General features: G+C 43.5%; 31 protein-coding genes and 4 tRNA genes. 3 read left to right on the top strand and 32 right to left on the bottom strand.

All coding sequences use genetic code 11. From position 1 onward, the window contains the following. Window positions 1-7 precede the first annotated feature (7 nt). The 10 genes from HZC34_05115 to HZC34_05070 form a co-directional block, all read right to left on the bottom strand. Window positions 8-1,195 carry a FliM/FliN family flagellar motor switch protein gene (locus HZC34_05115; GenBank protein MBI5701206.1) on the bottom strand — a complete coding sequence of 396 codons (1,188 nt, stop codon included), beginning with the start codon at window positions 1,193-1,195 and terminating at the stop codon, window positions 8-10. Window positions 1,196-1,205: 10 nt separating this feature from the next. After that, on the bottom strand, window positions 1,206-2,015 hold the full coding sequence (locus HZC34_05110) for a flagellar hook basal-body protein (GenBank protein MBI5701205.1): 810 nt from the start codon (window positions 2,013-2,015) through the stop codon (window positions 1,206-1,208). A 52-nt stretch (window positions 2,016-2,067) separates the two neighbouring features. Beyond that, complete coding sequence (locus HZC34_05105) at window positions 2,068-2,799, bottom strand: hypothetical protein (protein ID MBI5701204.1); 732 nt, start codon at window positions 2,797-2,799, stop codon at window positions 2,068-2,070. 44 nt (window positions 2,800-2,843) lie between these two features. Next, window positions 2,844-2,925: transfer RNA gene (locus HZC34_05100), tRNA-Leu, on the bottom strand. Window positions 2,926-2,930: 5 nt separating this feature from the next. Next, window positions 2,931-4,160 (bottom strand): UDP-N-acetylmuramoyl-tripeptide--D-alanyl-D-alanine ligase, encoded by a 1,230-nt coding sequence (locus HZC34_05095; protein MBI5701203.1) that lies wholly within the window; start codon window positions 4,158-4,160, stop codon window positions 2,931-2,933. Next, the gene (rho, locus tag HZC34_05090; GenBank protein ID MBI5701202.1) at window positions 4,160-5,407 is read right to left on the bottom strand and encodes a transcription termination factor Rho; all 1,248 of its coding nucleotides are present in this window, start codon (window positions 5,405-5,407) and stop codon (window positions 4,160-4,162) included. Before rho ends, HZC34_05095 begins: the two co-directional genes overlap by 1 nt. 31 nt (window positions 5,408-5,438) lie before the next feature. Next, a tRNA-Leu gene (locus HZC34_05085) sits at window positions 5,439-5,520 on the bottom strand. A 79-nt stretch (window positions 5,521-5,599) separates the two neighbouring features. Next, window positions 5,600-5,684, bottom strand: a tRNA-Leu gene (locus tag HZC34_05080). A gap of 71 nt (window positions 5,685-5,755) precedes the next feature. Continuing rightward, window positions 5,756-6,730, bottom strand: a complete 975-nt coding sequence (locus HZC34_05075) for an acetyl-CoA carboxylase carboxyltransferase subunit alpha (protein MBI5701201.1) — start codon at window positions 6,728-6,730, stop codon at window positions 5,756-5,758. A 2-nt stretch (window positions 6,731-6,732) separates the two neighbouring features. Then, entirely contained in the window at window positions 6,733-7,605 is an 873-nt protein-coding gene (locus HZC34_05070) for an acetyl-CoA carboxylase carboxyltransferase subunit beta (protein MBI5701200.1), read from the bottom strand. Window positions 7,606-7,749: 144 nt separating this feature from the next. Between HZC34_05070 and rpsT the strand changes: the two genes are divergently transcribed. Next, window positions 7,750-7,989 (top strand): 30S ribosomal protein S20, encoded by a 240-nt coding sequence (rpsT, locus tag HZC34_05065; GenBank protein MBI5701199.1) that lies wholly within the window; start codon window positions 7,750-7,752, stop codon window positions 7,987-7,989. Between the two features lie 5 nt (window positions 7,990-7,994). After that, entirely contained in the window at window positions 7,995-8,840 is an 846-nt protein-coding gene (locus HZC34_05060) for a 4-(cytidine 5'-diphospho)-2-C-methyl-D-erythritol kinase (protein MBI5701198.1), read from the top strand. Window positions 8,841-8,915: 75 nt separating this feature from the next. Here HZC34_05060 and tsaB read toward each other — a convergent pair whose 3' ends face one another. From tsaB to HZC34_05025, 7 genes are all read right to left on the bottom strand, one after another. Further along, on the bottom strand, window positions 8,916-9,602 hold the full coding sequence (gene tsaB / locus HZC34_05055; protein ID MBI5701197.1) for a tRNA (adenosine(37)-N6)-threonylcarbamoyltransferase complex dimerization subunit type 1 TsaB: 687 nt from the start codon (window positions 9,600-9,602) through the stop codon (window positions 8,916-8,918). Then, window positions 9,590-10,006, bottom strand: coding sequence for a tRNA (adenosine(37)-N6)-threonylcarbamoyltransferase complex ATPase subunit type 1 TsaE (tsaE, locus tag HZC34_05050; GenBank protein MBI5701196.1), 417 nt, complete (start codon window positions 10,004-10,006; stop codon window positions 9,590-9,592). Before tsaE ends, tsaB begins: the two co-directional genes overlap by 13 nt. 30 nt (window positions 10,007-10,036) lie before the next feature. Then, window positions 10,037-10,687 (bottom strand): 2-amino-4-hydroxy-6-hydroxymethyldihydropteridine diphosphokinase, encoded by a 651-nt coding sequence (gene folK, locus HZC34_05045; protein ID MBI5701195.1) that lies wholly within the window; start codon window positions 10,685-10,687, stop codon window positions 10,037-10,039. Then, window positions 10,684-11,898: a dihydropteroate synthase gene (gene folP / locus HZC34_05040; GenBank protein MBI5701194.1), complete on the bottom strand. Its 1,215-nt coding sequence runs from the start codon at window positions 11,896-11,898 to the stop codon at window positions 10,684-10,686. Before folP ends, folK begins: the two co-directional genes overlap by 4 nt. After that, window positions 11,895-13,280 (bottom strand): tRNA lysidine(34) synthetase TilS, encoded by a 1,386-nt coding sequence (gene tilS, locus HZC34_05035; GenBank protein MBI5701193.1) that lies wholly within the window; start codon window positions 13,278-13,280, stop codon window positions 11,895-11,897. The genes folP and tilS overlap by 4 nt, the downstream gene beginning before the upstream one ends. Continuing rightward, on the bottom strand, window positions 13,277-13,621 hold the full coding sequence (locus HZC34_05030) for a hypothetical protein (GenBank protein ID MBI5701192.1): 345 nt from the start codon (window positions 13,619-13,621) through the stop codon (window positions 13,277-13,279). The genes tilS and HZC34_05030 overlap by 4 nt, the downstream gene beginning before the upstream one ends. Window positions 13,622-13,656: 35 nt before the next feature. Then, window positions 13,657-13,730: transfer RNA gene (locus HZC34_05025), tRNA-Met, on the bottom strand. A gap of 246 nt (window positions 13,731-13,976) precedes the next feature. On the opposite strand from HZC34_05025, the gene HZC34_05020 reads away from it, so the two are divergent. Further along, window positions 13,977-14,402, top strand: a complete 426-nt coding sequence (locus tag HZC34_05020; GenBank protein MBI5701191.1) for a response regulator — start codon at window positions 13,977-13,979, stop codon at window positions 14,400-14,402. A gap of 1 nt (window position 14,403) precedes the next feature. Here HZC34_05020 and nadA read toward each other — a convergent pair whose 3' ends face one another. The 15 genes from nadA to HZC34_04945 all read right to left on the bottom strand — a co-directional run bounded on the left by nadA (window position 14,404) and on the right by HZC34_04945 (window position 26,302). Next, window positions 14,404-15,318 (bottom strand): quinolinate synthase NadA, encoded by a 915-nt coding sequence (nadA, locus tag HZC34_05015; GenBank protein ID MBI5701190.1) that lies wholly within the window; start codon window positions 15,316-15,318, stop codon window positions 14,404-14,406. Beyond that, on the bottom strand, window positions 15,311-15,538 hold the full coding sequence (locus HZC34_05010; GenBank protein ID MBI5701189.1) for a hypothetical protein: 228 nt from the start codon (window positions 15,536-15,538) through the stop codon (window positions 15,311-15,313). Before HZC34_05010 ends, nadA begins: the two co-directional genes overlap by 8 nt. 12 nt (window positions 15,539-15,550) lie before the next feature. Next, the gene (gene mnmA, locus HZC34_05005) at window positions 15,551-16,690 is read right to left on the bottom strand and encodes a tRNA 2-thiouridine(34) synthase MnmA (GenBank protein MBI5701188.1); all 1,140 of its coding nucleotides are present in this window, start codon (window positions 16,688-16,690) and stop codon (window positions 15,551-15,553) included. Further along, window positions 16,659-17,096: a Fe-S cluster assembly scaffold protein NifU gene (nifU, locus tag HZC34_05000; GenBank protein MBI5701187.1), complete on the bottom strand. Its 438-nt coding sequence runs from the start codon at window positions 17,094-17,096 to the stop codon at window positions 16,659-16,661. The genes mnmA and nifU overlap by 32 nt, the downstream gene beginning before the upstream one ends. Before the next feature lie 2 nt (window positions 17,097-17,098). After that, a complete protein-coding gene (nifS, locus tag HZC34_04995) occupies window positions 17,099-18,265 on the bottom strand; it encodes a cysteine desulfurase NifS (protein ID MBI5701186.1) in 1,167 nt (388 codons plus the stop codon). A gap of 38 nt (window positions 18,266-18,303) precedes the next feature. Beyond that, complete coding sequence (gene larE, locus HZC34_04990) at window positions 18,304-19,119, bottom strand: ATP-dependent sacrificial sulfur transferase LarE (GenBank protein ID MBI5701185.1); 816 nt, start codon at window positions 19,117-19,119, stop codon at window positions 18,304-18,306. Further along, on the bottom strand, window positions 19,095-19,994 hold the full coding sequence (locus tag HZC34_04985; GenBank protein ID MBI5701184.1) for an AEC family transporter: 900 nt from the start codon (window positions 19,992-19,994) through the stop codon (window positions 19,095-19,097). The genes larE and HZC34_04985 overlap by 25 nt, the downstream gene beginning before the upstream one ends. Further along, window positions 19,994-20,938, bottom strand: coding sequence for a thioredoxin-disulfide reductase (trxB, locus tag HZC34_04980; GenBank protein ID MBI5701183.1), 945 nt, complete (start codon window positions 20,936-20,938; stop codon window positions 19,994-19,996). The genes HZC34_04985 and trxB overlap by 1 nt, the downstream gene beginning before the upstream one ends. A 28-nt stretch (window positions 20,939-20,966) precedes the next feature. Then, window positions 20,967-21,986 (bottom strand): hypothetical protein, encoded by a 1,020-nt coding sequence (locus tag HZC34_04975; GenBank protein MBI5701182.1) that lies wholly within the window; start codon window positions 21,984-21,986, stop codon window positions 20,967-20,969. A 1-nt stretch (window position 21,987) separates the two neighbouring features. Beyond that, the gene (locus HZC34_04970) at window positions 21,988-22,704 is read right to left on the bottom strand and encodes a hypothetical protein (protein ID MBI5701181.1); all 717 of its coding nucleotides are present in this window, start codon (window positions 22,702-22,704) and stop codon (window positions 21,988-21,990) included. Further along, window positions 22,701-24,164, bottom strand: a complete 1,464-nt coding sequence (gene rfaE1 / locus HZC34_04965) for a D-glycero-beta-D-manno-heptose-7-phosphate kinase (GenBank protein MBI5701180.1) — start codon at window positions 24,162-24,164, stop codon at window positions 22,701-22,703. Before rfaE1 ends, HZC34_04970 begins: the two co-directional genes overlap by 4 nt. Further along, a complete protein-coding gene (gene gmhA, locus HZC34_04960; protein MBI5701179.1) occupies window positions 24,165-24,734 on the bottom strand; it encodes a D-sedoheptulose 7-phosphate isomerase in 570 nt (189 codons plus the stop codon). Window positions 24,735-24,823: 89 nt separating this feature from the next. After that, window positions 24,824-25,108: a hypothetical protein gene (locus HZC34_04955; GenBank protein ID MBI5701178.1), complete on the bottom strand. Its 285-nt coding sequence runs from the start codon at window positions 25,106-25,108 to the stop codon at window positions 24,824-24,826. Window positions 25,109-25,118: 10 nt separating this feature from the next. Next, window positions 25,119-25,430 carry a hypothetical protein gene (locus HZC34_04950; protein ID MBI5701177.1) on the bottom strand — a complete coding sequence of 104 codons (312 nt, stop codon included), beginning with the start codon at window positions 25,428-25,430 and terminating at the stop codon, window positions 25,119-25,121. After that, window positions 25,430-26,302: a site-specific DNA-methyltransferase gene (locus tag HZC34_04945; protein ID MBI5701176.1), complete on the bottom strand. Its 873-nt coding sequence runs from the start codon at window positions 26,300-26,302 to the stop codon at window positions 25,430-25,432. The genes HZC34_04950 and HZC34_04945 overlap by 1 nt, the downstream gene beginning before the upstream one ends. Between the last annotated feature and the right edge of the window lie 36 nt (window positions 26,303-26,338).

The following is a 26,338-nucleotide window of genomic DNA, read 5'->3' as shown; positions in this document are numbered from 1 at the left end:
CTCCTTATTAAGTTTCAGCGGATTCTTCCTCTTCTTCGATTTCATCTTCAAGATTTTCTTCTTCCGTACCTTCAGTATTTTCTTCGCCTTCGCTAAGCAAACCTTCCAGGTCTTCGTCAGAATATTCTTCCTCTGAAACATCTTCCGCATTTTCGGCGGCTTCTTGTTCTTCTAAAACAGGCGCATTATCATTTTCGAGCTCTTTTTCTATGCTTGGAGGCTCGATCTTCACGGCTTTTTCTTTTTCAATGCCTATAACTTTTACCGCGAACTTGCCGCCGCTTTTTCCCGGCTGGCCAAGGATCACATGGCCGTCTGAAAGCGAGATCTGAATGGCATCGTCGATCCTTTCGTCAAATGATACCACATCGCCGGTTTCTAATCCTTTTATTTCGTTCATAGAAAGTAGAGTCTTTCCGAGGGTGACCTTGATCTTGTTCTCAACGGTGTTAAATATTTGGGGATTAAGCCTTTTTAAGGGGAGAGGGCCGGCTTTTTCTTTTTCCCGGAGCTTCTTTAACAAGGTCTTAATGAACTCCCCGCTGTAGCCGACAGTTATCCGCCCAAGATTTTCGTTTATTTGCAATTCGACGGTAAAGTACACGAAAGTTGCCTGCATGTTGATGCTCTTGTCGATATTTAATTCTCCCGACCCTGATTTTTCAAACCTTTGGCCGTCAAGCACTCCGTCGAACATTTCGTAAAAACTAAATAGATGGTATTCAAAAACGGTGTCGAGAACAAGCTCTTCCGCATCGGTCGGCGGCTCGATAAGCCTGCTTGATTCTTTTGTGCCCAAGGCGGAATTGATCAAGGCGTCTATAAGCTGCATGTCGAAAGATACAAATATTTCGTCATGGAAGTTGTCAGACTTGAATTTTGCCTGGTACACAGGCATTGTGAAGCTTTTTGTAAAGTTTGAATAAGAATTCTGCTGTGCGTCGACCGAATAAAGCTCGCATGAAGCGCGGATCTTTGTCTTAATTGCGTGAAGCATCTTCTGCGCAAAGCCATAGTGTATCATGTGTGCGGTTTCAAATTCTTCCTGTGAAAGCCTGTCAAACCCGTAAAGCCCGGATTTGACTTTCTTTGCCGGCTGCCTTAGCGGCTTATAGGCGGTCCAATCCCCGAGGAGCGGGGCAAGCTTCAAGCTCCGCTTCTGCGGAGATATTTCTGTTTTGCCTCTTTCAGACATTAATATTATATTATCCCAGTTTGCTTATAAATGAAGATATCAGGTCGGATGCCGCTTTGACTGTGTTCAAATTAGCGCTTATTGCCCTCTGGATCTCTAATGAATTGATGCTTTCCCCAAGGAAAAAGACATTTGATTGCTCAAGCCGGCCGGATGAAATAGTTCCTGCTGTGCCGCTGGCGGAAATTGGGCTGGCAGGGGAGCCTGACGAGAGTGTTTCGGTGAACGTTGTGCCGGATGCCTGTCCGAGGCCGGCCGGGTTATTAAAATATGTCATTGCGATCCTATATCCTGTTGCCGACCCGTTATGATTTAGCGCTCCAGTCCCTGTATCCCAGGCGTATTCGGAAACGTCCCCGGTCAAGCCTGTTATTGCAACTATCGATCCGCTTGCGTTCAAACCGTAGACCTGCATTCCTGCAGAGGTTACAAGGCTGTTATTGGCATTAATTGAAAAGTCCCCAGCGCGCGTATATTTGTAAGTTGTCCCGCCGTCGTCTGATACGATAAACAAGCCGCGGCCGCTTATGGCAAGGTCGATAGGCCGGTTTGAAGAAACAAGAGACCCTTGCGAAAAATTAATCCCGATCGATGCGACGCCGACCCCTTGACCGAATTGCTGCGGATTTGTCCCGCCGAAGTTTGAGAATACTGATGCAGACGTGCCGGGTCTCATCATCTTGTCCAAGACCGTCTGGAATGATATATCAAGGCTTTTATAGCCGGTTACGGATAAATTCGCAATATTGGCATTGCTGACATTGAGAGCCGAATTGTAAACCTGGATCGCGTTCTTCGCCATTTTCATTGCTTCAAACATTATCTATCACTCCTTAGCTTCAGATTCTACAGCAACTTAAGTAAATTTGCCACTAACAATTTTTTTCCTGGCCGGCCGCTTCAATGATGTTTATCTTCAAAAAATTAATATGCGCGGCCTTAAGAGCCGACTCTATGTCATGCACATGCCTGTCCAGGCTTTCTTTTGTATCCTTTGAGGTTGCGATCTGGATTGCGACCATTCCATTCCTGCTTTCCAATGAAAGGGACATCTGTCCAAGCTCAAGATCTGAAAGCAAAAGCGTCAACAAAACCTTTTCGCCTGTTTTAATGAGTTTTGCCTGCTCGATGATTTTATCGATCATCACTTGGACATCTAATCTTGAAACAGGGGATGAAGATGGATTGTTTGATGCTGTGCCGCTATTCGGCATAATGATCGGAACGATAGGGGACGGCATGTTCTTGATTAACGCGTCTTTTATAGCCTTTGTATCGGCGATCGTTATTGCGCCGTTTGGTCCGCTCCCCGAATGTTTATGTTCGGATATCGCTTGTTTTTTTATTTTTGAAACGGCATTTTGTTTAATTGCGGTTTTGTCCTTTTCGGGGTCGATCGGTTCAATGTCCCGCCTAAAGTCGAAATGGAGCGGAATAAATCCGAAAATATTTTGCAGTGAATCGAAAGGGAAATCAAAAGTTTTCTTTTTATTTAATTTGTTTTCTGCAGTTTTCAGGTCATTCTCGAATGATCCGTCGCCTGTGCGGAATTTTTCTCTAAACTCCGAATTGTCGACATTGTTGACTTTTAGCGCTAGCTGCACTTTATATCCTCCGGTTATCCTATCGTAACGGCAACTTAAAATCTTGCCGCGGGGGAGAGTTGAACTCCCATGGGTTTCCCCATACGCACCTTAAACGTACGTGTATGCCAGTTCCACCACCGCGGCATGCTTCAATTTACGATCCGGGATACAATTTCTTCCATGCGCATTCCGCGCGAACCTTTGATGAGAATTATATCAGAAGGCTTAAGAATTGTCTTTAATTTTTTTATCAATTCCTTCTTATTGCCGAAAGATTTTTGGGGCCACTCTTTTCCCAGCAGGAACAGCTTGTCGATCTTAAGTTTTTGCGCGAGTTTTATGACCTTTTTGTGGTAATTCCTAGATTTGCGGCCAAGCTCCAGCATATCGCCTAATATGGCTATTTTCCTGCCGGGGATCGATGCTAAAACCCTCAAAGCTGCGGCCATTGATTGCGGATTTGCATTATAAGTGTCGTTTATTATTTTTGTTTTGTTTCTGCAGTTGAAAACTTCCATCCTTTTGCTTGAAGGGGTGAATATCTCAAGCCCGCGTTTGATCGCTTTCTTGTCTATTTTTAATATTTTGGCTACTGCGATCGCGGCTAGAGCGTTATAAATATTATGCTCGCCAGGAACTGGAAGTTTTATCCCCTCAAGATCTTTTGGAGTCACATCGGATTTTTCCAAGATCCCAAATGTCCGAACATTTGACATTTGATATTTGACATTTGACATTAAGTGTTCGAAGTATTCGTCGTCCTGGTTTATGATTGCGAAATCTTTTTTCTTTAAATAATTAAAAACTTCCGATTTTGCGCGGGCGATATTTTTCTTTGTCTTTAAATATTTCATATGCGCTTCGCCAATGTTCGTAATTATCGCGATCGTCGGCTTTGCAATTTTTGCAAGAAGATCTATTTCGCCCAAACCTTGCATTCCCATTTCAATTACTGCGGCTTTGTGTTTTTTTGTAAGCTTAAGCAGGGTGAGGGGAACCCCAACTTCATTGTTGAAGTTTTCTTCGTTTTTTAGGGTCGGCATTTTTTGCGATAGTATCGATGCCAGCATATCTTTTGTGGTTGTTTTTCCGACGCTGCCTGTGACTCCAATAACAGGTATTTTGAACTTGGCCCTGTGGTATGCCGCCAAATTTTGGAGAGCTTCCAGGCCATTTTTTACGTCCATGGCAAATGCTCCCTTTTTTAGCGCATCTTTAATGAAGGTTCGTCCGTCGAAATTTTCTCCTTTAATAGGGATGAAAAGATCATTTGGCTCGATCGTGCGGGTATCGATCGATATGTCGTTTGATCTAAAGGGCTTGTCCTCGGGCAATATTTTGCCGCAAGCGATTTTTTCGATTTCATCCCTGGTAAGCATCAGCCCTTATCAGCGGATTCTAAGAATGCCTTGTTCGATTTGAATTCTTTTAATCTCTCGATCAATTGTTCCGTGGCTTCTGTGGGCTCATAGTCTGACATGACCTTTCTTAACAGCCAAACTTTTTTGATCTCTTGTTCGGATAGGAGCAATTCCTCGCGCCTTGTCCCAGAAAGCTTGATATCGATCGCAGGAAAGATCCTTCTTTCTGCAAGCTTCCGGTTTAGGTGCAATTCCATATTCCCTGTTCCCTTGAATTCTTCATAAATGACATCGTCCATGCGGCTTCCTGTTTCAACAAGAGCAGTAGCAACGATAGTTAAGCTTCCGCCATTTTCAATATTTCTGGCGGCTCCGAAAAATCTTTTTGGGCGGTGAAGGCTTGTTGGGTCGAGACCGCCTGAAAGCGTGCGTCCTGATGGCGGGGTTACAAGGTTATATGCCCTTCCTAAACGGGTTATTGAATCCAATAGGATGAGGACATTCTTGCCGGCTTCAACCTGTCTCTTGGCGGATTCAAGGCATAATTCGGCTATTTTTATGTGTTCCTCTGGCGGTTCATCGAAAGTTGACGCGATAACTTCGCCTTTGATCGATCTTTCCATATCGGTTACTTCTTCAGGCCTTTCATCGACAAGCAATACTTTGATCACCGTGTCAGGATGATTGGCAGTTATACTATTTGCGATATTCTTTAGAATTGTTGTTTTACCGGCTTTAGGGGGAGAAACGATCATTGCCCGCTGGCCTTTGCCGATAGGCGATAAGAGGTCTATCAATCTGGAAGCAATAGGACAGCCCAAATATTCCAAAGTGTATCTTTCTTCAGGAAAGATTGGCGTTAAATTCTCAAAAGGTATCCTGTCCCTTGCCTGTTCAGGGTTCAGGCTGTTTATCGCTTCGATCTTAAGCAAACTGTAATATTTTTCGCCGTCTTTTGGCGGGCGGACCTGTCCTGAAACCAGGTCGCCGTTCTGCATGTCAAAACGCCTGATCTGGGTTTGCGACACATAGATATCTTCGCGCGACGGCAAATATCCGCCGGTCCTTAAAAACCCGTAGCCTTCAGGCAAGATCTCCAAAATGCCTTTTGGCACGAATTCGTTCCCGTTCTTCTGTGTTTGGAATTCCAATATCTTGAATATCAGATCATGTTTCTTAAGCTGCCTGAAACCTTGGATCTCAAGTTTTTTTGCCACCTCGTAAAGGTCTTGCAGAGTTTTCCCTTCCAATTCAACGATGTCCATTATTTTCCTCCTTATTGATCATTTTCAATCATGCCGCGGGGGAGAGTTGAACTCCCATGGGTTTTCCCATACGAACCTGAATCGTACGTGTATGCCAATTCCACCACCGCGGCCTGTATTTTATGGGCCTGTATTTTATGCCGCTGGTCGGGGTTCCCGATGCGCTTCGCGATCGGGACAAGCGAACCGACATGCCGACGGCCGGAGTCGAACCGGCATGAGATGTTATCTCATCCGCTTTTGAGGCGGACGCGTATACCAATTCCACCACGTCGGCGCAGTCTGCTTGCCCCGACTTTACGTCGGGGCCAATTCCACCACAGCGGCATTCTTGATTTGGGTTAGCCTTTATTCGACAAATATTCCCATTTTTCGGAATTTGTTATAACGATCCGCGATCAATTCACGCGGTGAAAGCCTGAGAAGTTCTTGTAAATTCTTAAGAATTGCGGCTTTTATATTGCCGGCTGCGCGTTTATAGTCGTTGTGCGCGCCGCCTATCGGTTCTTTTATTATCTCATCTATTATATCAAATTCCAACAGGTTTTTCGCGGTGATCTTTGAAGCTTCGGCGGCGATAGGCGCTCGCGCCGCGTCGCGGAAAAGTATCGACGCGCAGCCTTCGGGCGAAATGACAGAGTATACTGCGTGCTCAAGCATCAAAACGCGGTTCCCCATTCCAATACCGAGGGCGCCTCCGCTCCCGCCTTCGCCAGTTATAACACTGATGAACGGGACATTCAGTCCGGCCATTTCTCTTAAGTTCTTTGCTATCGCTTCGGATTGTCCTCTTTCTTCGGCGCCGATCCCGGGATATGCCCCGGGTGTGTCGATAAAGCTTATTATGGGCTTTTGCAGGCGGTTCGCCAGACGCATAACCCTTAACGCTTTACGGTACCCTTCAGGATGAGCCATGCCGAAATTGCGGGAAATAAGTTCTTTTGTAGTATGGCCCTTTTGGTGCCCGACAACAATTACTGATTGGCCGTCTAATTTTGCGATCCCACACACCATTGCCAGGTCGTCGCCGTAATTCCTGTCGCCGTGAAGCTCCAGAAAATCATTAAAGATCAGGTCGGCATAATCTAATGTGGTCGGGCGCATGATATGCCGTGCGATCTGTACTATTTGGTAAGCTGACAAATTCGAGAAAATATCCTGCCGCATCGAATCGATGCGTCGATTTATCATACGGATCTCTTCGGACATATCGAACTTTCCGCTTTCGGACATTTTTTTTAATTCGTCGATCTTGCGGTAAAGCTCGTGGAGGGGCTTTTCGAATTCAAGCAGGTATTTTGTCGAAGATGTTTTATCAGGCATTGTTAATCCTTGAAAAACCTCAATATTTTACCCAAAGTTTCTTTAAGGTTTTTTCGGGCGCATATCATGTCAACCATCCCGTGCTTCAAAAGGAACTCCGACCGCTGGAAGCCCGGAGGCAGTTTTTGCCTTATTGTCTGTTCGATGACGCGGGGGCCGGCAAAACCTATCAATGCGCCGGGTTCCGCGATCTGGATATCCCCGAGCATCGCAAAGCTTGCGGTTGTGCCGCCGGTCGTCGGGTCGGTAAGCAGGACTATATAAGGTATGCCAAATTCCCTTAAACGCCCGAGCGCGGCAGAAACTTTTGCCATTTGCATGAGAGATATTATACCTTCCTGCATGCGTGCGCCTCCGGAAGACGTTGAAACAATGACCGGGCATTTGCGCTCAATCCCAAGCTCTACCAGCCGGGTGATCTTTTCGCCGACAACCGATCCCATGCTGCCGCCCATAAAAGAAAAGTCCATAACGCCTAATGCCGCCGGAAGCGATTCGATCAATGATTCGCCCACGATCATCGCTTCGTTCAATGACGACTTAAGCATTGCTTCCTCAATCCTTAATTTGTACGGCTTTGAATCGACAAAGCCTAAGAAATCGGCGGCTTTGAGGTCCCGCGCTATTTCTTTGAAGCTTCCGGCATCCGCAAGCATTTCGATCCTTTCATTTGCGGAAAGCCTGAAATGGTAATTGCATTTTGGGCAGACCTTCAGGTTCTCTTTGAGCTCTTTCGAGAATATCGCGGTGTTGCAGGAATAACATTTTACCCAAAGGTTTTCCGGGATGTTCAACCTTTCTGCCGGCGCGGCCGGTTCTTTTTGTCTTGCTTTTTTCTTTTGTTTGAACCACTCGTGGATCGATAATTTGGCCATTTATTTGTTTTTTCCTGGGATTTATGAGTAGGAAAGATGGAAAACCGTTGCGCGAAACATTTACATATGATAAAATTATAAAAGTTTGCAGGATGGTTGTCAAGGTTCAATTTTAAAAGGGGAGTTCAATAAAAGGGGAGTTCAATGGCAAATATTAAATCAGCTATTAAAAGAATAAGGACTTCAAAGCGCGACAGGCTAAAGAACCTGTCTTACAAAGGCAAGATCAAAAAAGCAGTCAAAGCCGCAATAGCCTCAAAAAAAGCAGAAGATATAAGGACCGCGATCAAATGGCTTGATAAAGCCGCAAGCAAAAATGTAGTCCACAAGAATTTGGCCTCGCGAAAAAAATCCAGATTAATGAGGCTTATTTCAGCAAAATAGTGTTAATGCTTAAGGCCCACGCCAAGATAAACCTTGCTTTGCAGGTAATAGGCAAGCGCGAAGACGGCTATCACGAAATTGACTCTATAATGCAATCCGTGTCGCTATGCGACTATGTCTCTGTGTCACGAATAAATAACGGGATCGAACTTACAAGCGACAATCCTCAAGTCCCATTAGACAACAAAAATACCGCTTACAAAGCCGCGGAAGTTTTTTTTGATAAGACGGGCGTTGCTCCATCGGTTAAAATCGATATCAAAAAAATTATTCCAATAGCTGCGGGTTTGGCGGGAGGCTCGGCCGATGCAGCAGCGGTGCTGATCGGATTGAACCAGCTTTATCAGGCAAAATTATCCGAATCAAACCTTTCGGTTTTAGGCGCTGAAGTTGGTTCTGATGTTCCGTTTTGTCTTGTCGGCAGCATTTGTAGATGTCGTGGAAGAGGAGAGCTGGTGGAAAAGATCCCAGATCCCAAATCCCGGATCCCAACATGGTATATTATTGTAAAACCGGATTTTTCCGTATCGACCAAGTGGGTCTATGATAATTTTGATCTAGTATGGATCGCTGAAAATAGATTAGTGGGGACGCATCATCAGATGGAATCTATTTCTCTTTTTAATGACCTTGAAAAAGTCGTGCTTTCAAAATTTCCAAAAGTCCAAGAGATCAAAAAACAGCTTATTCAGTTAGGTTGTCTTCAAGCAATCATGTCTGGATCCGGCCCTTCTGTCTTCGGATTAGCTCCCGATAAGCAAACGGCGACCAGGATATATAATAAAATGAAGCAAGAATATTCTCAAGCTTATATTGTTGAGCCTGTTGGGAAAGGTATAGAAGTCGGGTGAAGGTTATGATGCCGGTATTGTTATTGGGTTTAGACGTTTGGCCTAATAACCCAACCAAATAACCAAACTGGCCTCCTAACCCTTACCCTTAAACTCTCTGATGTTTGGTTCAACCGAATACTTGGGAGTTAGCGTCAATACATCCGAAGTCTTCCCATCTTTAAGTAATTGTTCTCCGATCAAAGCGACGTTTATACCTTTTGCGATCGAAAGCTCTTGGCTCATTTGTTTTATTTGAGTATCAGGGTTTAATGCTTTTATTGCGGTGTATATATCATCTGTAACGCCGCTTAAGCGGATAATGCCTGCGACTTTTGATAATAGTTCAACTATTTTATCTAAATGTATTAAGGAATCTTTTGTTAATCTTCTAACTGAATTATTAGATGACGCGAAGAAAGCGAGATTGTATTCGTCGCGCCTGGCATCCGATACGGCGCAAATTGTCGCCTCGATATCTATCAAATTATAAGCTATGGCTTCCAGCGTTGAAACCTCTATCAATGGCAATGACAGCGTTTGCGCTAGGGTTTTAGCTGTTGAAAGGCCTCCTCTTAAGCCATTATATGATCCGGGCCCTGATGCTGCAGCTATGCCTGAAAGTTTTACATCCGCCTGTTTTACGGTTTCATCGATATATGCCATCAGGTCTTCCGTGAATGATTGTTTTCCGGCTACATTCATTTCAGCCAAGATATCTCCTTCACTGCAAAATCCTACCGATACTATTTTAGTTGCACTGCTTATGCCTAAGATCGCCATATTTTCCTTTCGTTTTCTGAAACAATTTCAATTTTAATGGTCTTTGCATTTTTCGGAAGCAAGTTCCCGAGTTTTTCTGCCCACTCAATTATGCAAACGCCGCCTTTTGAAAAATATTCTTCGATGCCCAGATCTTCAACTTGTGAAATATCGTCTAATCTATAGAGATCGATATGATAAAGCGGGATCCGGCCGGGATATTCGTTGATCAAGATAAAAGTGGGGGAGGTGATCATTTCACCTATGCCTAATCCTAATCCTATGCCTTGCACAAGCGTCGTTTTTCCCGCCCCAAGCCCGCCATAAAGGGCAACAATATCGTTTGGCTTTAATTCCTGTCCGATCTTCTTCCCGAGTTCAACGGTCTCTTCGGCGGAATGAGTGGTTAGGATTTCATTTGACATTTGTCATTTGTAATTTGTCATTACGAACGCTTACCAACGTTCGTAGTCGTCAACGCCGCCTTTTTTGATCTCTTTAAAGCCGGGGAGCTCATCATCGTATTTATCGGCTCCAAGTTCAGATTTTCTTTCGTCGTAGAGTGCAACGATGGTCTTTTCAAGCATAGGGTGGATAAGCCTTGGCGCTATTTCTTTTAACGGCTGGAGAACGAACAGCCTTTCATGCAGAAGAGGATGAGGTATTTGGAGCTTGTCGTCGCTTATGACAAAATCACCAAAGATCAAGATATCAATGTCAATAGTCCTTGGCCCCCATTCTATTTCACGCTCGCGGCCGAGCGCATTCTCGATTGTTTGGAGCTCTTCAAGCAAATTATGCGGAGCAAGCGTTGTCTTGATCTCTAGTACGCAGTTTATGAATTTTGGCTGGTCTGCATTGCCTTCCGGTTCGGTTTCGTAATTGCCCGATCTCTTCATTATTTCAACGCCTTTCAACCTGCCAATAAGGAACACCGCCTGTTCGATGTACTCTTCGCGGTCACCGACGTTGCTTCCAAGGCTTAAATAAGCAATCCTAGGGCCCTTCTTATTGTTTTGGTGTTTTGCGGCATTTTTGGAGTGTTTCTTTGTTTTTTTTGCCGGTTTTTTGCCTGTTGGTTTTTTTGTTTTTTTCTTCTTTTTCATCTCAATCTCCTTCCGATTACCGCATCCGCTATTTTTGCGGATTGTTTCATCTCAAAAACATCATGCACCCGTATTATATTCGCCCCGTTCAAAATTGCAACCGGAATTGTTGCGGCCGTCCCAATAAGCCGCTTATCCGGCGGCACGCCTAAAATACTGCCTATCATTTTTTTACGCGATGCCCCGACAAGGATTGGTCGCCCCAGCACCTTGAAGGTGCGCAAATTCCTAAGGATCATGAAATTATCACTTAAGCTTTTGCCGAAACCAAATCCCGGGTCAACTATTATACGGGAAAATAGTATACCAGCTTTATTCGCAATTTCAAGGCTGTCTTTTAATGAGCTTAATATTTCAAAAAAGAGGTCTTTGTATGCCGGTTTTACCTGCATTATATCCGGCGTCCCTCGCATGTGCATGAGTATTACCGAAGCTTTATATTTTGCTATTGTCTTGGCCATCTTTTTGTCAGATCTTAATGCACTTACGTCATTAATAATATGGGCTCCGGATTTTAGCGCCATATCGGCTACTTCTGATTTTTGCGTATCGACGGAAATGATGCATTTTCTGTTTTTGGCTAAGGTTTCAATGACCGGCATTATCCGTCTAAGTTCTTCTTTGGCGGATATCGGCTGCGATCCAGGGCGGGTCGATTCCCCGCCGATATCAATAATATCGGCGCCTGCATGGATCATGCTTTTTGCATGGGCGATCGCGGCTTGGGGAGCATAAAATTTGCCGCCATCGGAAAATGAATCCGGTGTCACGTTTATTATTCCCATAATGTAGGTTCTCTTGCCAAAATCCAAAGTTGGACGGTTTTTGATTTTTATAGGCGGCGGAACGCTCTCGATGTTTTTTAGGGTTTCGCCCAATATATGGGCAATTTCTGGAAGGGCGAATTTATTCGCCTTGAGCTTATTGATCAGCTTCCTGTATTGGTTAAGCGTCGCAAGCAATAAGACATCCGAATTCTTGATCGAATTATTAATGACGCCTCTTCCGCAGACAGCTTCTCCTCCGCATGATAACAAATATTGTTTAATGATGTTTGCCTGGGGGGGCGTCAGGTCTTTAAGCATTAATGGGTAGAATAATGCTTTGTCTTCCATAAGTTTGATTCCCATCGGATCAACATCGATGCCAGAAAAGATCGATTCGGATTCTTCCAATGAATTGACCTGCACCAAGTAAGGCAAGTATCTCATATCTTTTCAAAACTAAGCTTGACAGCTTTTTTTGTCTTTTTTGTCACTTTATTCCGCTCATCGATCCTGTACGGCGCAACCCAGACGATGCGGCCCGCGGCTTCAACTATCGGGACGCAATCGCGCATATCCTGGGGGATCTTTAAGTCAACAAAAAAATCCTGAACTTTTTTTGCTCCCCGCATTCCGAGCGGGAAAAACCTGTCGCCGTCTTTTCGGGAACGTATTATTAGGTCTATCCCTGTTTCGTCGAAATCAAGGACAGCGGTATTTTGCGATTCGCTCCATCCGCTTGCGCTCTCGAGGATTTCAGCCGATATTTTAATATTGGTTTCTTTGATCACGATGCTTGCAGGGGCTTTAAGGTTATAATGGAAAGATATCTTTTCGGCTGCTTTCGGGGCAGATTTTGTTATTGTCAGGAGATTCTTTGCGCCAAAGACGAATGTGCTGTCCGGCAAGTGGAGCTCCCATTTTTCGGTCGAATCGAGATTCTTGATAATATTCTGGATATGCGAGAAGCCAAGCTCCGCAAGGTTGCCTTTGACCCTTTCGATCGATGTCCTTATCAAATGGCCGGCAATAGGAAGGGGCAGTTTCCTTAATTTGTCCGCTTCGATCTCGATTTCGCCTTCTTTTTCGCGCGAGATCATTTCTTTTATGGCGTCGGACGTTTTTGATTCCATGTAAAGGTAGTCTTCCGTCAAAAGCAGCACTGTCTGCAATAATATTTCTTTAATATTTAGATTGTAAATTTTCAATTGGGGGATCAATTTTAGCCTGACGCGGTTGCGCAGGTATTTTGATTCGTAATTGGTATGGTCTATCCTGGGTACGAGTTTTAGGGTTGCAATATAGTTGTCGATCTCTTTTCGCCATATTTTAATTAATGGCCTGAAAATATTGCCGCGGACAGGCGGGATGCCGGTCAGCCCTTTTAGTCCAGCTCCACGCAATAGCCTCATCAGGAAAGTCTCGACCATATCGTCGGCCGTATGACCCAGGGCTATTTTGTTTGCCCCGACTTTTTTTGCGCAGGCATCGTAGAACCCGTATCGAAGGCGCCGTCCGGCATCCTCGATGCTTAATTTTTCGCGGGCGGCATATGCCTCGACATCAGCTGATTCGGAAAGGCAGAGCAATCCCAGGTTCTTTGCAAGGTTCTCGACATATCTTTGGTCCATCTCCGCTTCTTCCCTTCGCAAAAGATGGTTCATGTGGGCGACATAAAGCGATGATATCTTCAATTCTTCCTTGTTAGAATAAAGCAAATTAAGAAGGGCTGTCGAATCGGCTCCGCCCGAAACCGCGATAAGGATCGAATCGCCCGGAGCTATCATTTTATATTCTTTTATTGATTCCAGCGCTTTTTTTGCGATCATAATATTTTTTCCGATAAGTTTGAAATGTACGGGATATAGAATTCCTTTTCATTATAAGTTGAATAAGCAATGTAGAAAACATAAGCAAACATCAAAATATAAGCTAGTTTAACAAGCATATCATAAAAGATAAAATAATGAATTCCCGAAAGGAGCGCATAAATGATCCGCAAAGCTATAAAAATCAGCAAATAAGAAAGCCAAAGGAGCAATGCTTGGGCGGCGTTGTAGGCATCATATTTGATTTTCCGCTTATCGGTCAATATGATATACAACGCGACCACAAAGAATAAATATGCGCATGCCGATAGGAGCCTTTCTTGCGTTTTGATCTTTTCCATATTGCTTCCTTTTTAGGATTAGGATAAGGATAAACTGGCTGGGGCCAGGATTGAACTGGCGGCCTAGGGCTTATGAGTCCCTCGCTCTAGCCAACTGAGCTACCCAGCCTTAAAAATGACAAATTTTAAATGTCAAATTTTATTAATAAGTTTATCATATTAAGAAGTTAAATTCTACTTGCCCCGATTCTCTATAATCTATTCTTGTAAAATAGAAAATCGGGGCTTGCACTCTGATGGGCTAATAAGGTAAAATGACACAAGTTAGGAACCCGCGACGCTTGTCCCGATTCCCACATCGGGATTTAGTCGCTGGTTTCCTAAGTTGATACTGACTTCAAAGAGGAGAATGTCGTTGGCGCAAGAAATCAAAATAATGGTCATAGATGACGAGCCTTCAGTTTTAGAATCATTCAAGATGATCCTTAAGATCAAAGATTATCTTGTAGATACCTATCCGGACGGCCCGGCAGCGTTTGCATCCCTCAAAAAAGGCGTCTACGATATGGCTTTCATCGATTACAAACTCCCAGTCATGGACGGGCTGGAAGTATTAAAAAAGATAAAAGAGATCGATACTGATATCGAAGTTGTAATTGTCACAGCTTACGCCACCGAAGCCTCGCATGCAAATGCCATCACTTTAGGCGCCCTCGAATATTTGAGGAAGCCTTTCCTCATGGAAGAGATATATGAGCTTTGCGACCGCGGCTTGCGCAGAAGGCGTTCAAAAGGTGTCAAAAAGGAAGGGCCCGTAATCCCTCCTCCATCGATCCACTAGATCACTTTCCGATCGATAGCATTTTTTCAATAGCAAGGCGAGCTTTTGAAGCAATATCAGCTGGAACTTCAATTTGTGTTTTCATATCCTCCAAAGACCAAAGTATTTTTTCGAGAGTTGTAAGCTTCATATTAGGGCAGATCGCCTTATCTGTTACAGGGTAGAATTTCTTATCCGGATTTTCTTTTTTCAACCGATGTATTATTCCAACCTCGGTCCCGATTATGAATTCTTTCGTATTCGATCCTTTTGCGAATTTAAGCATCCCTCCGGTGGATAGGGCATGATCCGCCATGGCTATCACATCCGGCCTGCATTCGGGATGGACAAGGACTAATGCTCCAGGATGTGCGGCTTTGGCGTCTTCTATTTCTGTGGGAAGTATTCTCATGTGTGTCGGGCAATAGCCGTCCCAAAAGAAGAACTTTTTATTTTTAACTTGGGATCCCGTGTACGCGCCTAAATATTTGTCTGGAATAAAAATTATCTCGTCCGTGCCTGTAATTGAATTTACGATCTTTGCCGAATTTGCGGACGTACAGCAAATATCCGATTTAGCTTTTACGGCGGCCGAAGAATTCACATATGTTACTACTGCGGCGTTTGGATGGGCTTTTTTTAGAGAAATCACATCGGCTGTGGTTATCATATTAGCCATGGGGCAACCGGCATTGTCATCCGGCATAAGAACTATCTTGTCGGGATTCAATATCTTTGCGGTCTCCGCCATAAAGTGCACGCCGCAGAAAACGATCACTCTTGAAGTTACTTGGGATGCTTTTATAGACAGCTCCAGCGAATCGCCAACGAAGTCGGCAATATCCTGAACTTCTTCATTTTGGTAATTGTGGGCAATGATCACCGCATTGCGTTTAGCTTTGAGGGCGTTGATTTTTGAAATTAAACTATCAGGCAACTTGAATTACCGAGTTTTCCCCTGGCTGCCACTCGCCATCCGCGATAAATTTATATTCATGCATGCCATAGGTAAGCGATTTTGTGTATGTCCATTCGCCTGTCTTGTTTTTTTTCATCAAAATGCTATTTGTTTGCCAATCGGTAAAATCACCCGCGAGGTGTACATTTTCGCAGCTTTTTTCCGGTTTGAACGAGAATTTGATCCTTTTTCCTGCCATTTTTGTTTTCCCCTAATTAATGATCCCGCCGCCCAATAGTTCGTCCCCAAAATAGAAAACGACCGATTGGCCTGGCGTGAGAGCTCTCTGCGGCTCTTTGAATTTAATTTTAAAGGTCTTCTCTCCCAGATCCGATAATACTGCAGGAGCTTCTTTTGAATTATAACGAATTTTGGCATTTATTTCCATGCTTTTTTCCGGGATCGATCCATTTATAAAACTCACACTATGTGCTGTAAAATTATCTAATAACGTATCATCGTTATTGCCGATAATGACCTCATTTCTCTTTGTATCAAGCCCAACAACATATTTTGGCTTGCCTTTATGCGCTCCGATCCCTTTTCTTTGGCCGATCGTATAAAATGCTATCCCGTCATGGCGCCCAACTACTTTTCCTGTTGTATCAATTATATTTCCGGGTTTGACCAATTCTGGGGCGTTTTCTTTAATGTATTTTGAATAATCGTCGTCGGGTACAAAGCAGATCTCTTGGCTTTCTTTTTTCTCGGCAACTGAAAGCCTATTTTTTCTTGCAATCTTTCTCACTTCATCTTTGGTTAATTCCCCGAGCGGAAAAAGCGTATGCGCCAGAGCCTCTTGACCCATTGTGTATAAAAAGTATGATTGGTCTTTCTTTGAGTCAATTCCTTTTAGAAGTTTATAACCCCTAACCCCTTTTTCCCCTTCCCCCTTAGTAAGGGGGAAGGGGACAGGGGATAGGGGTGAGGGCTCAATTCGTGCATAATGCCCAGTCGCAACATAATCACACCCAAGCTCTTTCGCTTTTTTTATTAATAAGTCGAATTTTAAAAACTGGTTGCATCTGACGCACGGGTTTGGCGTGCGGCCGTTCTTGTATTCATCGATAAAATTACTTATGACGAATCTTTTGAATTCGTCCTTGTAATTCAGGGTGTAGTGGGAGAAGCCTAAAGCATCGGCAACTTTTTTTGCGTCGTTTGCGGCTTCCGCGCTGCAGCAGCTTCTGTCGGACGAATTTTCAACGCAGGAGAGGTTCATTGTAATGCCGACAAGATCGTATCCTTGTTGTTTGAGTAATACTGCGGCAACCGATGAATCGACACCGCCCGACATTGCGGCCAGGACTTTTTTGTTATTAATTGCCGTGTACTTCTTCGTGGATATCATCGTGAGGCTTAAATCCCGGAAGACCTTTTCCCGTAGTTTTTTTTAAATAATCGTCAATTGCCGATTGGAGAGCTTCTTCGGCAAGGACCGAGCAGTGCATCTTGACGGCAGGAAGACCGCCTAGCGCTTCCGCGACAGCTTTATTTGTAACGGCCAAGGCTTCATCGATCGTTTTGCCTTTGATCATTTCTGTCGCCATTGAAGATGTAGCAATTGCGGCGCCGCAGCCGAAGGTCTTGAACTTTGCGTCGGTTATGACGTTATCTTTAACTTTTATATACATTTCCATTATGTCGCCGCAGGTCGGATTTCCGACATGCCCAGTTCCATCGGGATTTTCCATTTCACCAACATTCCGTGGGTGCATAAAATGGTCCATTACCTTCGTTGAATATGGTGAAGCCATGATTATTTCTCTCCTTTATACAGCGGCGACATAGCCCGCAGTTTATTAACTATTTGTGGAAGCTTTTCCAATACATATTCTATATCTTTTTTTGTCGTCAGTCTACCAAGTGAGAATCTTAGGCTTCCATGCGCGAGCTCGTGCTTGAGGCCTATCGCCATCAGTACATGCGACGGATCAAGCGATCCTGAAGAGCAAGCGGAGCCTGTTCCCGCGGCGATCCCTTCCATATCCAAATTGAGGAGCATTGATTCACCTTCGATGTATTTTATTGAAACATTGACGTTGTTTGGCAGGCGATCGTTCCTTGATCCGTTAATGGAGCTTTCTTTTATCTTAGATAATATCCCATCAATAAGCATGTTTTTTAATTCGGTCTGGGTTATGGCGAATTCCTGCATTTTATCCTTTGCGATCTTTGCCGCAACGCCAAGGCCAACAATCCCCGGTACATTTTCGGTTGAAGCTCTTCTCCCTCTTTCCTGTGCTCCGCCATGGATCAACGGGATGATCTTTGTCCCTTTCCTTATATATAGGGCGCCAATGCCTTTGGGGCCGTATAGCTTATGAGCCGAAAGAGCAAGCATATCGACGCCAAGTTTTGTTACATTCGTTTCGATATGGCCGACAGTTTGCACCGCATCAGTATGAAAAGCGACTCCTTTTTCTTTTGTTATCTTTGAGATTTCTTTTATCGGCTGAATCGTTCCAATTTCGTTATTTGCATGCATGGCCGATACCAGAATTGTTGAAGGTTTGATCGCCGATCTTATGTCTTCCGGGTTTACAAATCCGTCTTTGTTCACATCAAGATGTGTTACTTCAAACCCTTGGCCTCCAAGAAACTTCAAGCAGTGGAGGACGGCATGATGTTCGATCTTTGTCGTTATGATATGGTTTCCCTTGTTCTTTTTCGCGTAGGCGATGCCTTCAAGCGCCAAATTGTCGGCTTCTGTTCCGCTTGAAGTAAACACGATCTCTTCGGGACTGCAAGAAAGAAGTTCCGCTAATTTTTCTCTAGCCGATTCGATCGCTTTTTTAGCTTCTTGTCCGAATTGGTGGATAGATGACGGGTTACCGTAGATTTCGGAATAGAATGGTTTCATTGCTTCAACAACTTCAGGATAAAGCGGGGTTGAGGCCGCGTAATCCAAATATATTCTCTTCATATGCGCTCCTTTCTATAATAGGTATAAATTATACCTATTTAAGCCTTCTTTGTCAAGATGGATTCATTCATAGATCCAGTTCGATAGCCTTTAAGATCAAGGGTGACATATGTATATCCGAGGCTTTCGAATTTTCGGCTTATTACATCCAACAGGTCGTTTTCAATTATTTGAGGTAGTTCATCTTTATTAATCTCGATCCTCACAATGCTGCCATGATGGCGGACCCTTAATTGCGAAAATCCTAGATCTCTTAGGAATTGCTCGCCAAGGTCGATCTTCTTTAGAGAATCGAGCGTGATCTCTGTTCCATAGGGGATGCGCGACGCAAGGCACGCGTAAGATGGCTTATTCCAAGTTTTGAGCCCTAATTCTTTTGAAAAGGAGCGTATTTCTTTTTTGGTTAAAGCTGCTTCTTGAAGAGGGCTTCTGACTCCATTTTCTTTCTTAGCTTTGGCTCCCGGCCTATAATCCGCAAGGTCATCAGCATTCGAGCCGTCGACGACAAAATTATATTTTAATTCTTTCGCGATATCTCGCAGTTTGGAGAACAATTCGCTCTTGCAGTAGAAGCATCTGTTGTCGGGATTTTTTCTGAAATTTTCATCCAAAAACTCGCTTGTTTCGATCACTTTGAAGTTCGCGTCGAATTCTTCCGCAAGCTCTATAGCTTCTTTCTTTTCAAATTCCGGATAAGTTTCAGATGAGGCTATCACCGCCAGAACATTATGCTTCCCTAAAGCATTTAACGCCATTTTTAAAAGATATGTACTGTCGACGCCGCCCGAGTACGCGACCAATACTCTTTCCATATTTGTTAATATTTTTCTTAGCTCGTCTTGCTTTGTATGCATTTTATCAAAGATATTATTATCGGCAGATAAATAATGGATGCCAGAATGCTTATGGCGATCGTTGACGCAATAACATCGGAATCCTCTTTCCTGTATTTTTCCGATAGCACTATGCCGTTTAGCGCCGATGGAAGCGCCGACATAATGACCAATATGTTCGCAAGTTCACCTCTAACATTGAAAAGTTTGATCACTGAAAATGCGATAAATAATCCAAATGCCAATCTTATTGCCGCCCCAAAGATGGGGAGTTTGATCGTCCTGATCTTTATTTTTCCGAGCTGATACCCAAGCGTTATCAAAGCGAGGGGGATAGTTATGCTTCCGACCATGCTAAGCGATATTTGGATCGGATAGGGGATAGTAATTTTTAAATAATTTATTAGGATCCCGATTACCGCGGCATATAGTATCGGGGTCTTGAATATTTCAAACCTGTCTTTTTTGTTCGAGATAATATATATGCCAAGCGAAAAAATAAGAAGCCCGTTCACAACGTCGTAAACTATCGCGCGCGCAAGCCCTTCTGCCCCGAACATCATGAGAATCAATGGCAGGCCAATAAAACCCGAGTTCATAAAAATTACCGGAAGATAAAAGCCAAGGGGGATATCCATTCTTTTCTTTAATATCCAAACAAAAAGAGCCGACAAGCAAATGGTCAGGAATGAAGTCAATATTATCGTTAAAAGTTCTTTTGTCTCAAAGCTGTTCGTACTTAAAGAAACAATAAATAGGGCGGGGGCGGTTAAATATATTATCATGTCCGAAAATGTTTGGGTGTTGAATTTCTTTAGCTTAGCCAAGACAAAGCCCGCAAAAGAGATAAGTATCAGTGGAAGCATTAAATTCAAGACTTTAAAAAAGATCGGCATTATTTCCCTTCTTCGATGAATTTCCTGGCCGATTCCGCGGCGATCGCCCCATCTCCGCAAGCGGTAACTATTTGCCGCAAGGATTTATCGATCACATCCCCGCATGCAAATATTCCCGGAGCCGATGTTTTCATATCGTGGTCGGCGACGATCGATCCATTTTCCGATAATTTGACTATTTTTTTCACGATATCCGTATTCGGTTTCATGCCGACATAAATAAAAACGCCGTCAACCGGGATCTTTGACTTGATCTTTGTATTCACGTTCTCGAGTAATATCTTTTCAACCTTTTTTTCGCCTTCGATCTTTTGGACAACCGAATTCCAATGGATAAAAATCTTGGGGTTGATCGTCGCTTGCTCAGCTAATATTTTATCGGCGCGAAGCCTGTCTCTCCTGTGGATTATATTAACGGTTTTCCCGAAACGGGTCAAATAAATGGCTTCTTCAACAGCGGAATTGCCGCCTCCCACGACAGCGATATTCTTTTCACGATAAAAAGCGCCGTCGCATGTAGCGCAATATGATACGCCTCGCCCTCGAAGTTCTTTTTCACCGGGTACATTTAATTTTAAGGTTTCGGACCCAGTCGCAATGATCAAAGCTTTTGCGGTAAGTTTTTTTCCATCAATTTCGATCGACCTGTCTTTGTGGACGTTTGTTACATCGCCGTAAAATATCGGCACATCAAGTTTTTGCACCTGCTGTTCGAGCCTTTGGCTTATTTCGATCCCGCTTATGCCTTCCGGAAAGCCTGGATAATTGTCTATGTGGAATGTTGTTGTTGCCATGCCGCCTACGAGCGCTTTTTCGATGACGAGCATTTTTAAGCGCGAGCGCCCTGCATAGATCGCGGCTGTCAGTCCCGCAGGACCTCCGCCTATGATTATGAGATCAAAATGGGGGCCTGCGTTTTGGACAATAGCTTCAAGCTTTGGCATGGCTTTAACTTCTTCTGCTGTTTTCATGTTACTTATTCAACTCCTTTTCGGGGACAACTATCTTGCTTTTTCCCCTGACCGAGAACGCTCTCGTTTTAATATCTACAAATATCTCTTGCCCGCTTAATGTGCTCCCGTCGCGGAATAGTTTTGCGTCCTTTGATAGGACCATATTTTCATTCTTAACGCTGTATAATGCCGTAGAAGATGTTGCTTTATAATTCTTATAATTCACCGCGACTCCGCCGGCCAATTTAATATTCCCGCTGTCCTGTTCGTATGCAGCTTGGGAGGCCGCGATCTTTATATCGTTTGCGTTCAATGAGACGCCATCCTTTGCGGTCAAAATATTCCTAACGCTGTCGACTTCAAATTCTTTCGCGCGAAGCATTGCAGGCACCCCATTCGAGATATTTATTTTGGGGTCGCCCGATATCCTGACTTTTTCCATGGCAACATCGCTTGTAAGTTTTCTTGCAAGACCTGCGATCTCACCTTTCTTAAGCCAAAGGCCGTTATCGCACACTAATTGTTTGTCTTTTATGTTCCAGCTTAAATTTTCGGACTTAAAGAAAAATCCTTTTCCCCGTCCTTTGTACGATCCCGGCAGTTCGAAATAGCTCGGTACATTATGGTCTTGAGCTTTAAGTTCTTCGATGTCTTTCTGGTCCGATTTGGCGTCATAGCCTATGACTTTTTTAAGCTTTATTTCTTTTTTATCCATGAACCAGGACGCGGCGGGGGAAACAAACTTTAATGTTGGAAGCCCTTTTTCAAAAAAGGTCCCTTCGGTCCCTTCAAGCGACGCAATGCTTGTCGAACGATTAATACTGCTCGACTTCGCTTTGATCTCCCAATATTTGACCCCATTCAATGTCTCTTGGAAGGTTACGCCCTTATACAGAAGGTCCAGTCTATCTTTTTGCTCTTCAATTGTTTTTGCCAGCTGTTTTGTGACGTCCTGCTTTGGCGCGTAAAGGGCCCAAACAAAAAGAATTAAAATAAATACGCAAAATATAAATAAAGAAAATCTTTTCAAGAATTCCATATCAGTAACCTTGGGCTTTGAGCCTTAAAGCTGTCCCGCCTTCCAATAGGCCGCCCCAAGAATCCCCTTTTTTGTAGTAACCGGCGGAAAGGAGCAGGTGGAGAGCTGCGACAAGGGTATCTATTTTTAGTCCCGATCTTGCGGCTTCGATCGCCTTATCGGTTTCGCCTATTTCACCATATATCAAAGAAATATATCCCCATGCCCAAACATTGTATGGATCTATTATCAATACGTTCTTTAATTCCCTAATAGCCTCGGTTTTCTTTCCGGCAAAATACAGGGAAAAAGCCAATCTAAATCTTAATTTCCAATCTTGAGGATCAGCTATGACTTTCTCCGTATATTCCTTGTATGACCTGTTCTTGAATTGACTATCCGCTTCGTCTGCTTTTTTTAGCAGTGCCCATCCTTCCTGTATGCGGTTTGTATAAGCGTAAGATATTGCAAGATCAAAATAATTGTCTGCCGTTGGGCTTGCTTTTAGGGCGGCTCTCTTGACAGAGACTTCTTTCTCGAGTTCTTTGGTCGTTTGCCAAGCGTTTGCTGAAATAGATAGCATTATTATTAAACAGATCCCAATGACCAAAAAAGAATCAGCCCTCACCCAATTTTTTATTTTTGAAATCTTATTACAATTAACCCCTCTCCCAATGGGAGAGGGTGAAATAGCTTTAAACTTCCAAAATTGGGAAAGATGAGTGAGGGAATTGGTCATTGCTGCCTCCCAAGGATTCTGTCAATGATATTTGAAGTTGAACGGCCTTTTGTAGGGGGGATTACAACTACTTTTCCGCCTAGTTGTTCTACTAGCTTTCTTTCGGGTAGTTGCGAGATCTTGTAGTCTCCGCCTTTAACATGAACATTTGGGCCGATCGATCTTATCAAATTATCTGGTCTCGATTCGTCGAAGATCACGACATAATCAACACTCTCAAGCGATGCCAATATTTCCGCTCTTTCCAATCCGGAGACATACGGGCGGGTGGAGCCTTTTAAAGATTTTACCGATCGATCGCTATTTAATCCGACTATTAAAACATCGCCCAATTTCTTAGCTTCTTTTAAATATCTGACATGTCCCAGATGCAGAATATCAAAACACCCGTTCGTAAAAGCAATGCGAGCGCCCTCGGATTTCAATCGTTTGGCGATCTCGGAGATCTCTTTGCGGGTTTTTATTTTGCGCGATGTTGGCTCTTTTTCTTCAAGCGCCGCTTCAAGCTCGTTTGCATGTACGGGCTGTGTGGCTATCTTCGTGACTTTGACGGAGCCTGCGATATTCGAAAGGTGGCAGGCTTCTTCGATTTTAGCGCCCGATGCCAGGGAAAGAGCGATCGTTGCGATCACGGTATCGCCGGCACCCGTTATATCGAATACTTCTCTTTTTATTCCAGGAATATTAATTACTTGTCCATTTTTTGCAAAAAGGCTCATCCCATTCTCGCTTTTTGTGATCAATGCGTATTGCAGGTCTAGTGTTTTAAGAAGGAAGTTCCCTGCTTTTGAAAGTGTTTTCTCGTCGTCAATTTTTACTTTGCTTGCAACGGATGCTTCCGAAAGATTTGGGGTGATGATAGTCGCCCCTTTATATTTAGAATAATTTGTTCCTTTGGGATCAACAAGAACCGGGATCTTGTTTTGTTTTGCGGCCTTGATCATCGATTGGCACAAATGTTCCGATGTTATACCCTTGCCATAATCGGAAATTATTACCGCATCTGCGTTCTTAATTTGTTTTAATGCCGCCTTTAATACTTTCTCTGATAGATTTACGGGAAGAGGGCCTTTGTCTTCGCGGTCAACGCGCACAACTTGCTGGCTTCCCGCGATCACTCTGGATTTTAGGATTGTTGGCCGTCCGCCGGTCTTGATAATTAAATTTGTCTGAATGCCGCAATTGTTCAAGGAAACTAGAAGCTTGTCGCCGGAGCTATCGTTTCCTACAAGGCCCACGAGCAGCGGGGTCCCACCAAGCGCCTTGATGTTTGCCGCGACGTTCCCGCAGCCTCCTGGTACATGAGATATCCGTGTAACATCCGCAATAACGACTGGAGCTTCCGGGCTTATCCTATTTACTTTGCTCCAAATATGTTCATCTAGCATGATGTCGCCGACGATCAATATCTTTTTGCCTGAAAAATTCGGGAGGATTTTTTTTAAGATGGTTTCGATCATTTAAGCGAACAGCTCCTGTTCTATAAGATTGCACAAAATATGGATGATCAAAATATGCGCTTCTTGGACCCTTGGCGTATTGTTTGAAGGGATCGTTATCGATAGATCAATTTCATTTTTTATTTTTCCACCGTCGCAGCCAAGCAAGCCGATGGTTTTTAGCTCTTTTTTCTTTGCGGCCTTTATTGCTTCAATTACATCTTTTGAATTGCCTGATGTGGATATCCCAAAAAATATATCTCCCTTATTTCCCAATCCCTCAACTTGGCGGGAGAAAACAACATCGAAACTATAATCGTTGCCGATCGCAGTTATTATTGAAGTGTCGGTAGTTAGTGCTATCGCTGGAATAGAAGGGCGTTCTTTTTTGAACCTACTAATAAGTTCCGCCGAAAAGTGCTGGGCGTCGGCAGCCGAGCCGCCGTTCCCGCAGATCAATATCTTATTGCCGGTTTTTAGTGCGGCGAGGATCATTTTTACGGCCTCTTCGATCTTTGGAACGAGGGCGTTTAATACGTCGTTTTTAACGCTAATTGATTCTTTGAGATCAGCCTTGATCGTGTCTTGCATTTTGCCTCCGTAGATTGAAATTATAACATAAAAGTAGATGTGAGGTAACGGGATGTGAGAAGTGGGTTAGGTCGTGGGAGGAGAGGCGTTTAATTATTGTTCCACGCCACTATTAAATTTAAGAAGCTTTTCCCAAACAATGGCTCCTTTTGAATCACAGAATTCATTTGTGAATTCTCTAATCTTTGGCCAGAAATATCCCTATAGATACGATTTTTTGATGGTTCTGTTTTTAGTCTGCCATAGCCATGTCCAAGAATTGCGTCAAATTGTTTTTTGATTTTCATTAGACGACTGCGTAATGTTTGAAATTCATCATTTTGACGCTTTTTTTGGCTGCTATTATATTGATTCGGGCCGGATTTAACAGAGATGGCAACATATTTATTTTTTTGTTTCTATCGCGATGTCTACTCCTTCGCTGGGAGAAACTATTCCGCCGGAAACAGCTTTTGCTATTGGTTCAAAAAAAGCGTCTCCAAATATTCCTTCATCCGAAGAACTTAAATAGGCAGATAGTATTTCTTCGATGATTTCAGTGGCATTTTGATTGCCTAGCGCTTTGTAGAGATAAGGATTTTTACGGCGAAGGACATGCTTAAGTTTTAAAGTGTTAAGCCTATTCATTCTTCGATTGTAGAAGTCATTAAGGCATTGAACAATAAGTTTTTGCAATCCTGCGTTTGTTGTTTTCACTATTTCCCAACTCCTGCTAAGTTTTCGAAAATTGATATATTGGTTTGAGAAAGATATTGTTTGACTAGTTCGCAATATTCTTTGTGAAGTTCTATGCCAATAAAATGTCTATTTAGCTGCTTCGCCGCTAAGGCTGTTGTGCCTGACCCAAGAAATGGATCGAGGACAATATCATCTCCCTCCGTAAAAAGATTGATGAACCAAGATGGAAGTTCAATGGGGAATGGAGCGCAATGATTTTTATTTGAACATTCTGTTGCCATGTGCAAAACATTTGAAGGATATGCCTTATCTCGACCAATCCAATTCACTATCTTTTTGCCGAATCCGCTTTGCGTTTTCGATTCATCGCGAACGAGATCAACGGAAGATAGATTGGATAAACGGCTTTTGGCCCAGCTTCCCACTGGAACCATGACGGCGTCTTGAAACATTTTAAAATCCTTTTGCTTTGTAAAGTGTAAGCAACGCTCCCATGCATCTCGAAAACGGTTTGGCCATTTCCCAGGGTAGCAATTTTTTTTATGCCAGCAATATTCTTCGGTCCATAACCACCCCTGTTTGCGCAAAGCCAGAATTAGTTCTATCACATACGTATGCCTTTCCCCATCGACAACCTTCTCTTTGATGTTTAGGACAAAAGAACCATCGGGCCTTAAAACTCTTTTAAGCTCGTTGGAAATAGGCAAAAACCATTCTACATATTGATCTGGGTGTATACCGCCGTAAATAATTTTACGATTATCTGCATAAGGAGGCGAGGTTATAATCAAGTTAACGGAATTATCGGGTATCTTGGGGAGAACTTTTAAGCAATCACCACAATAAATTTTGTCACTTTCTATTTTTTTGCCATTAGTTTTGTGTTGCATTTCTTCCATAATTATACCCCATCCGCTATTTTATTC

It is taken from the genome of Candidatus Saganbacteria bacterium (genome assembly GCA_016223245.1).
Lineage (GTDB): Bacteria > Margulisbacteria > WOR-1 > XYC2-FULL-46-14 > XYC2-FULL-37-10 > JACRPL01.
This window is presented reverse-complemented; position numbering and strand designations above follow the sequence as displayed.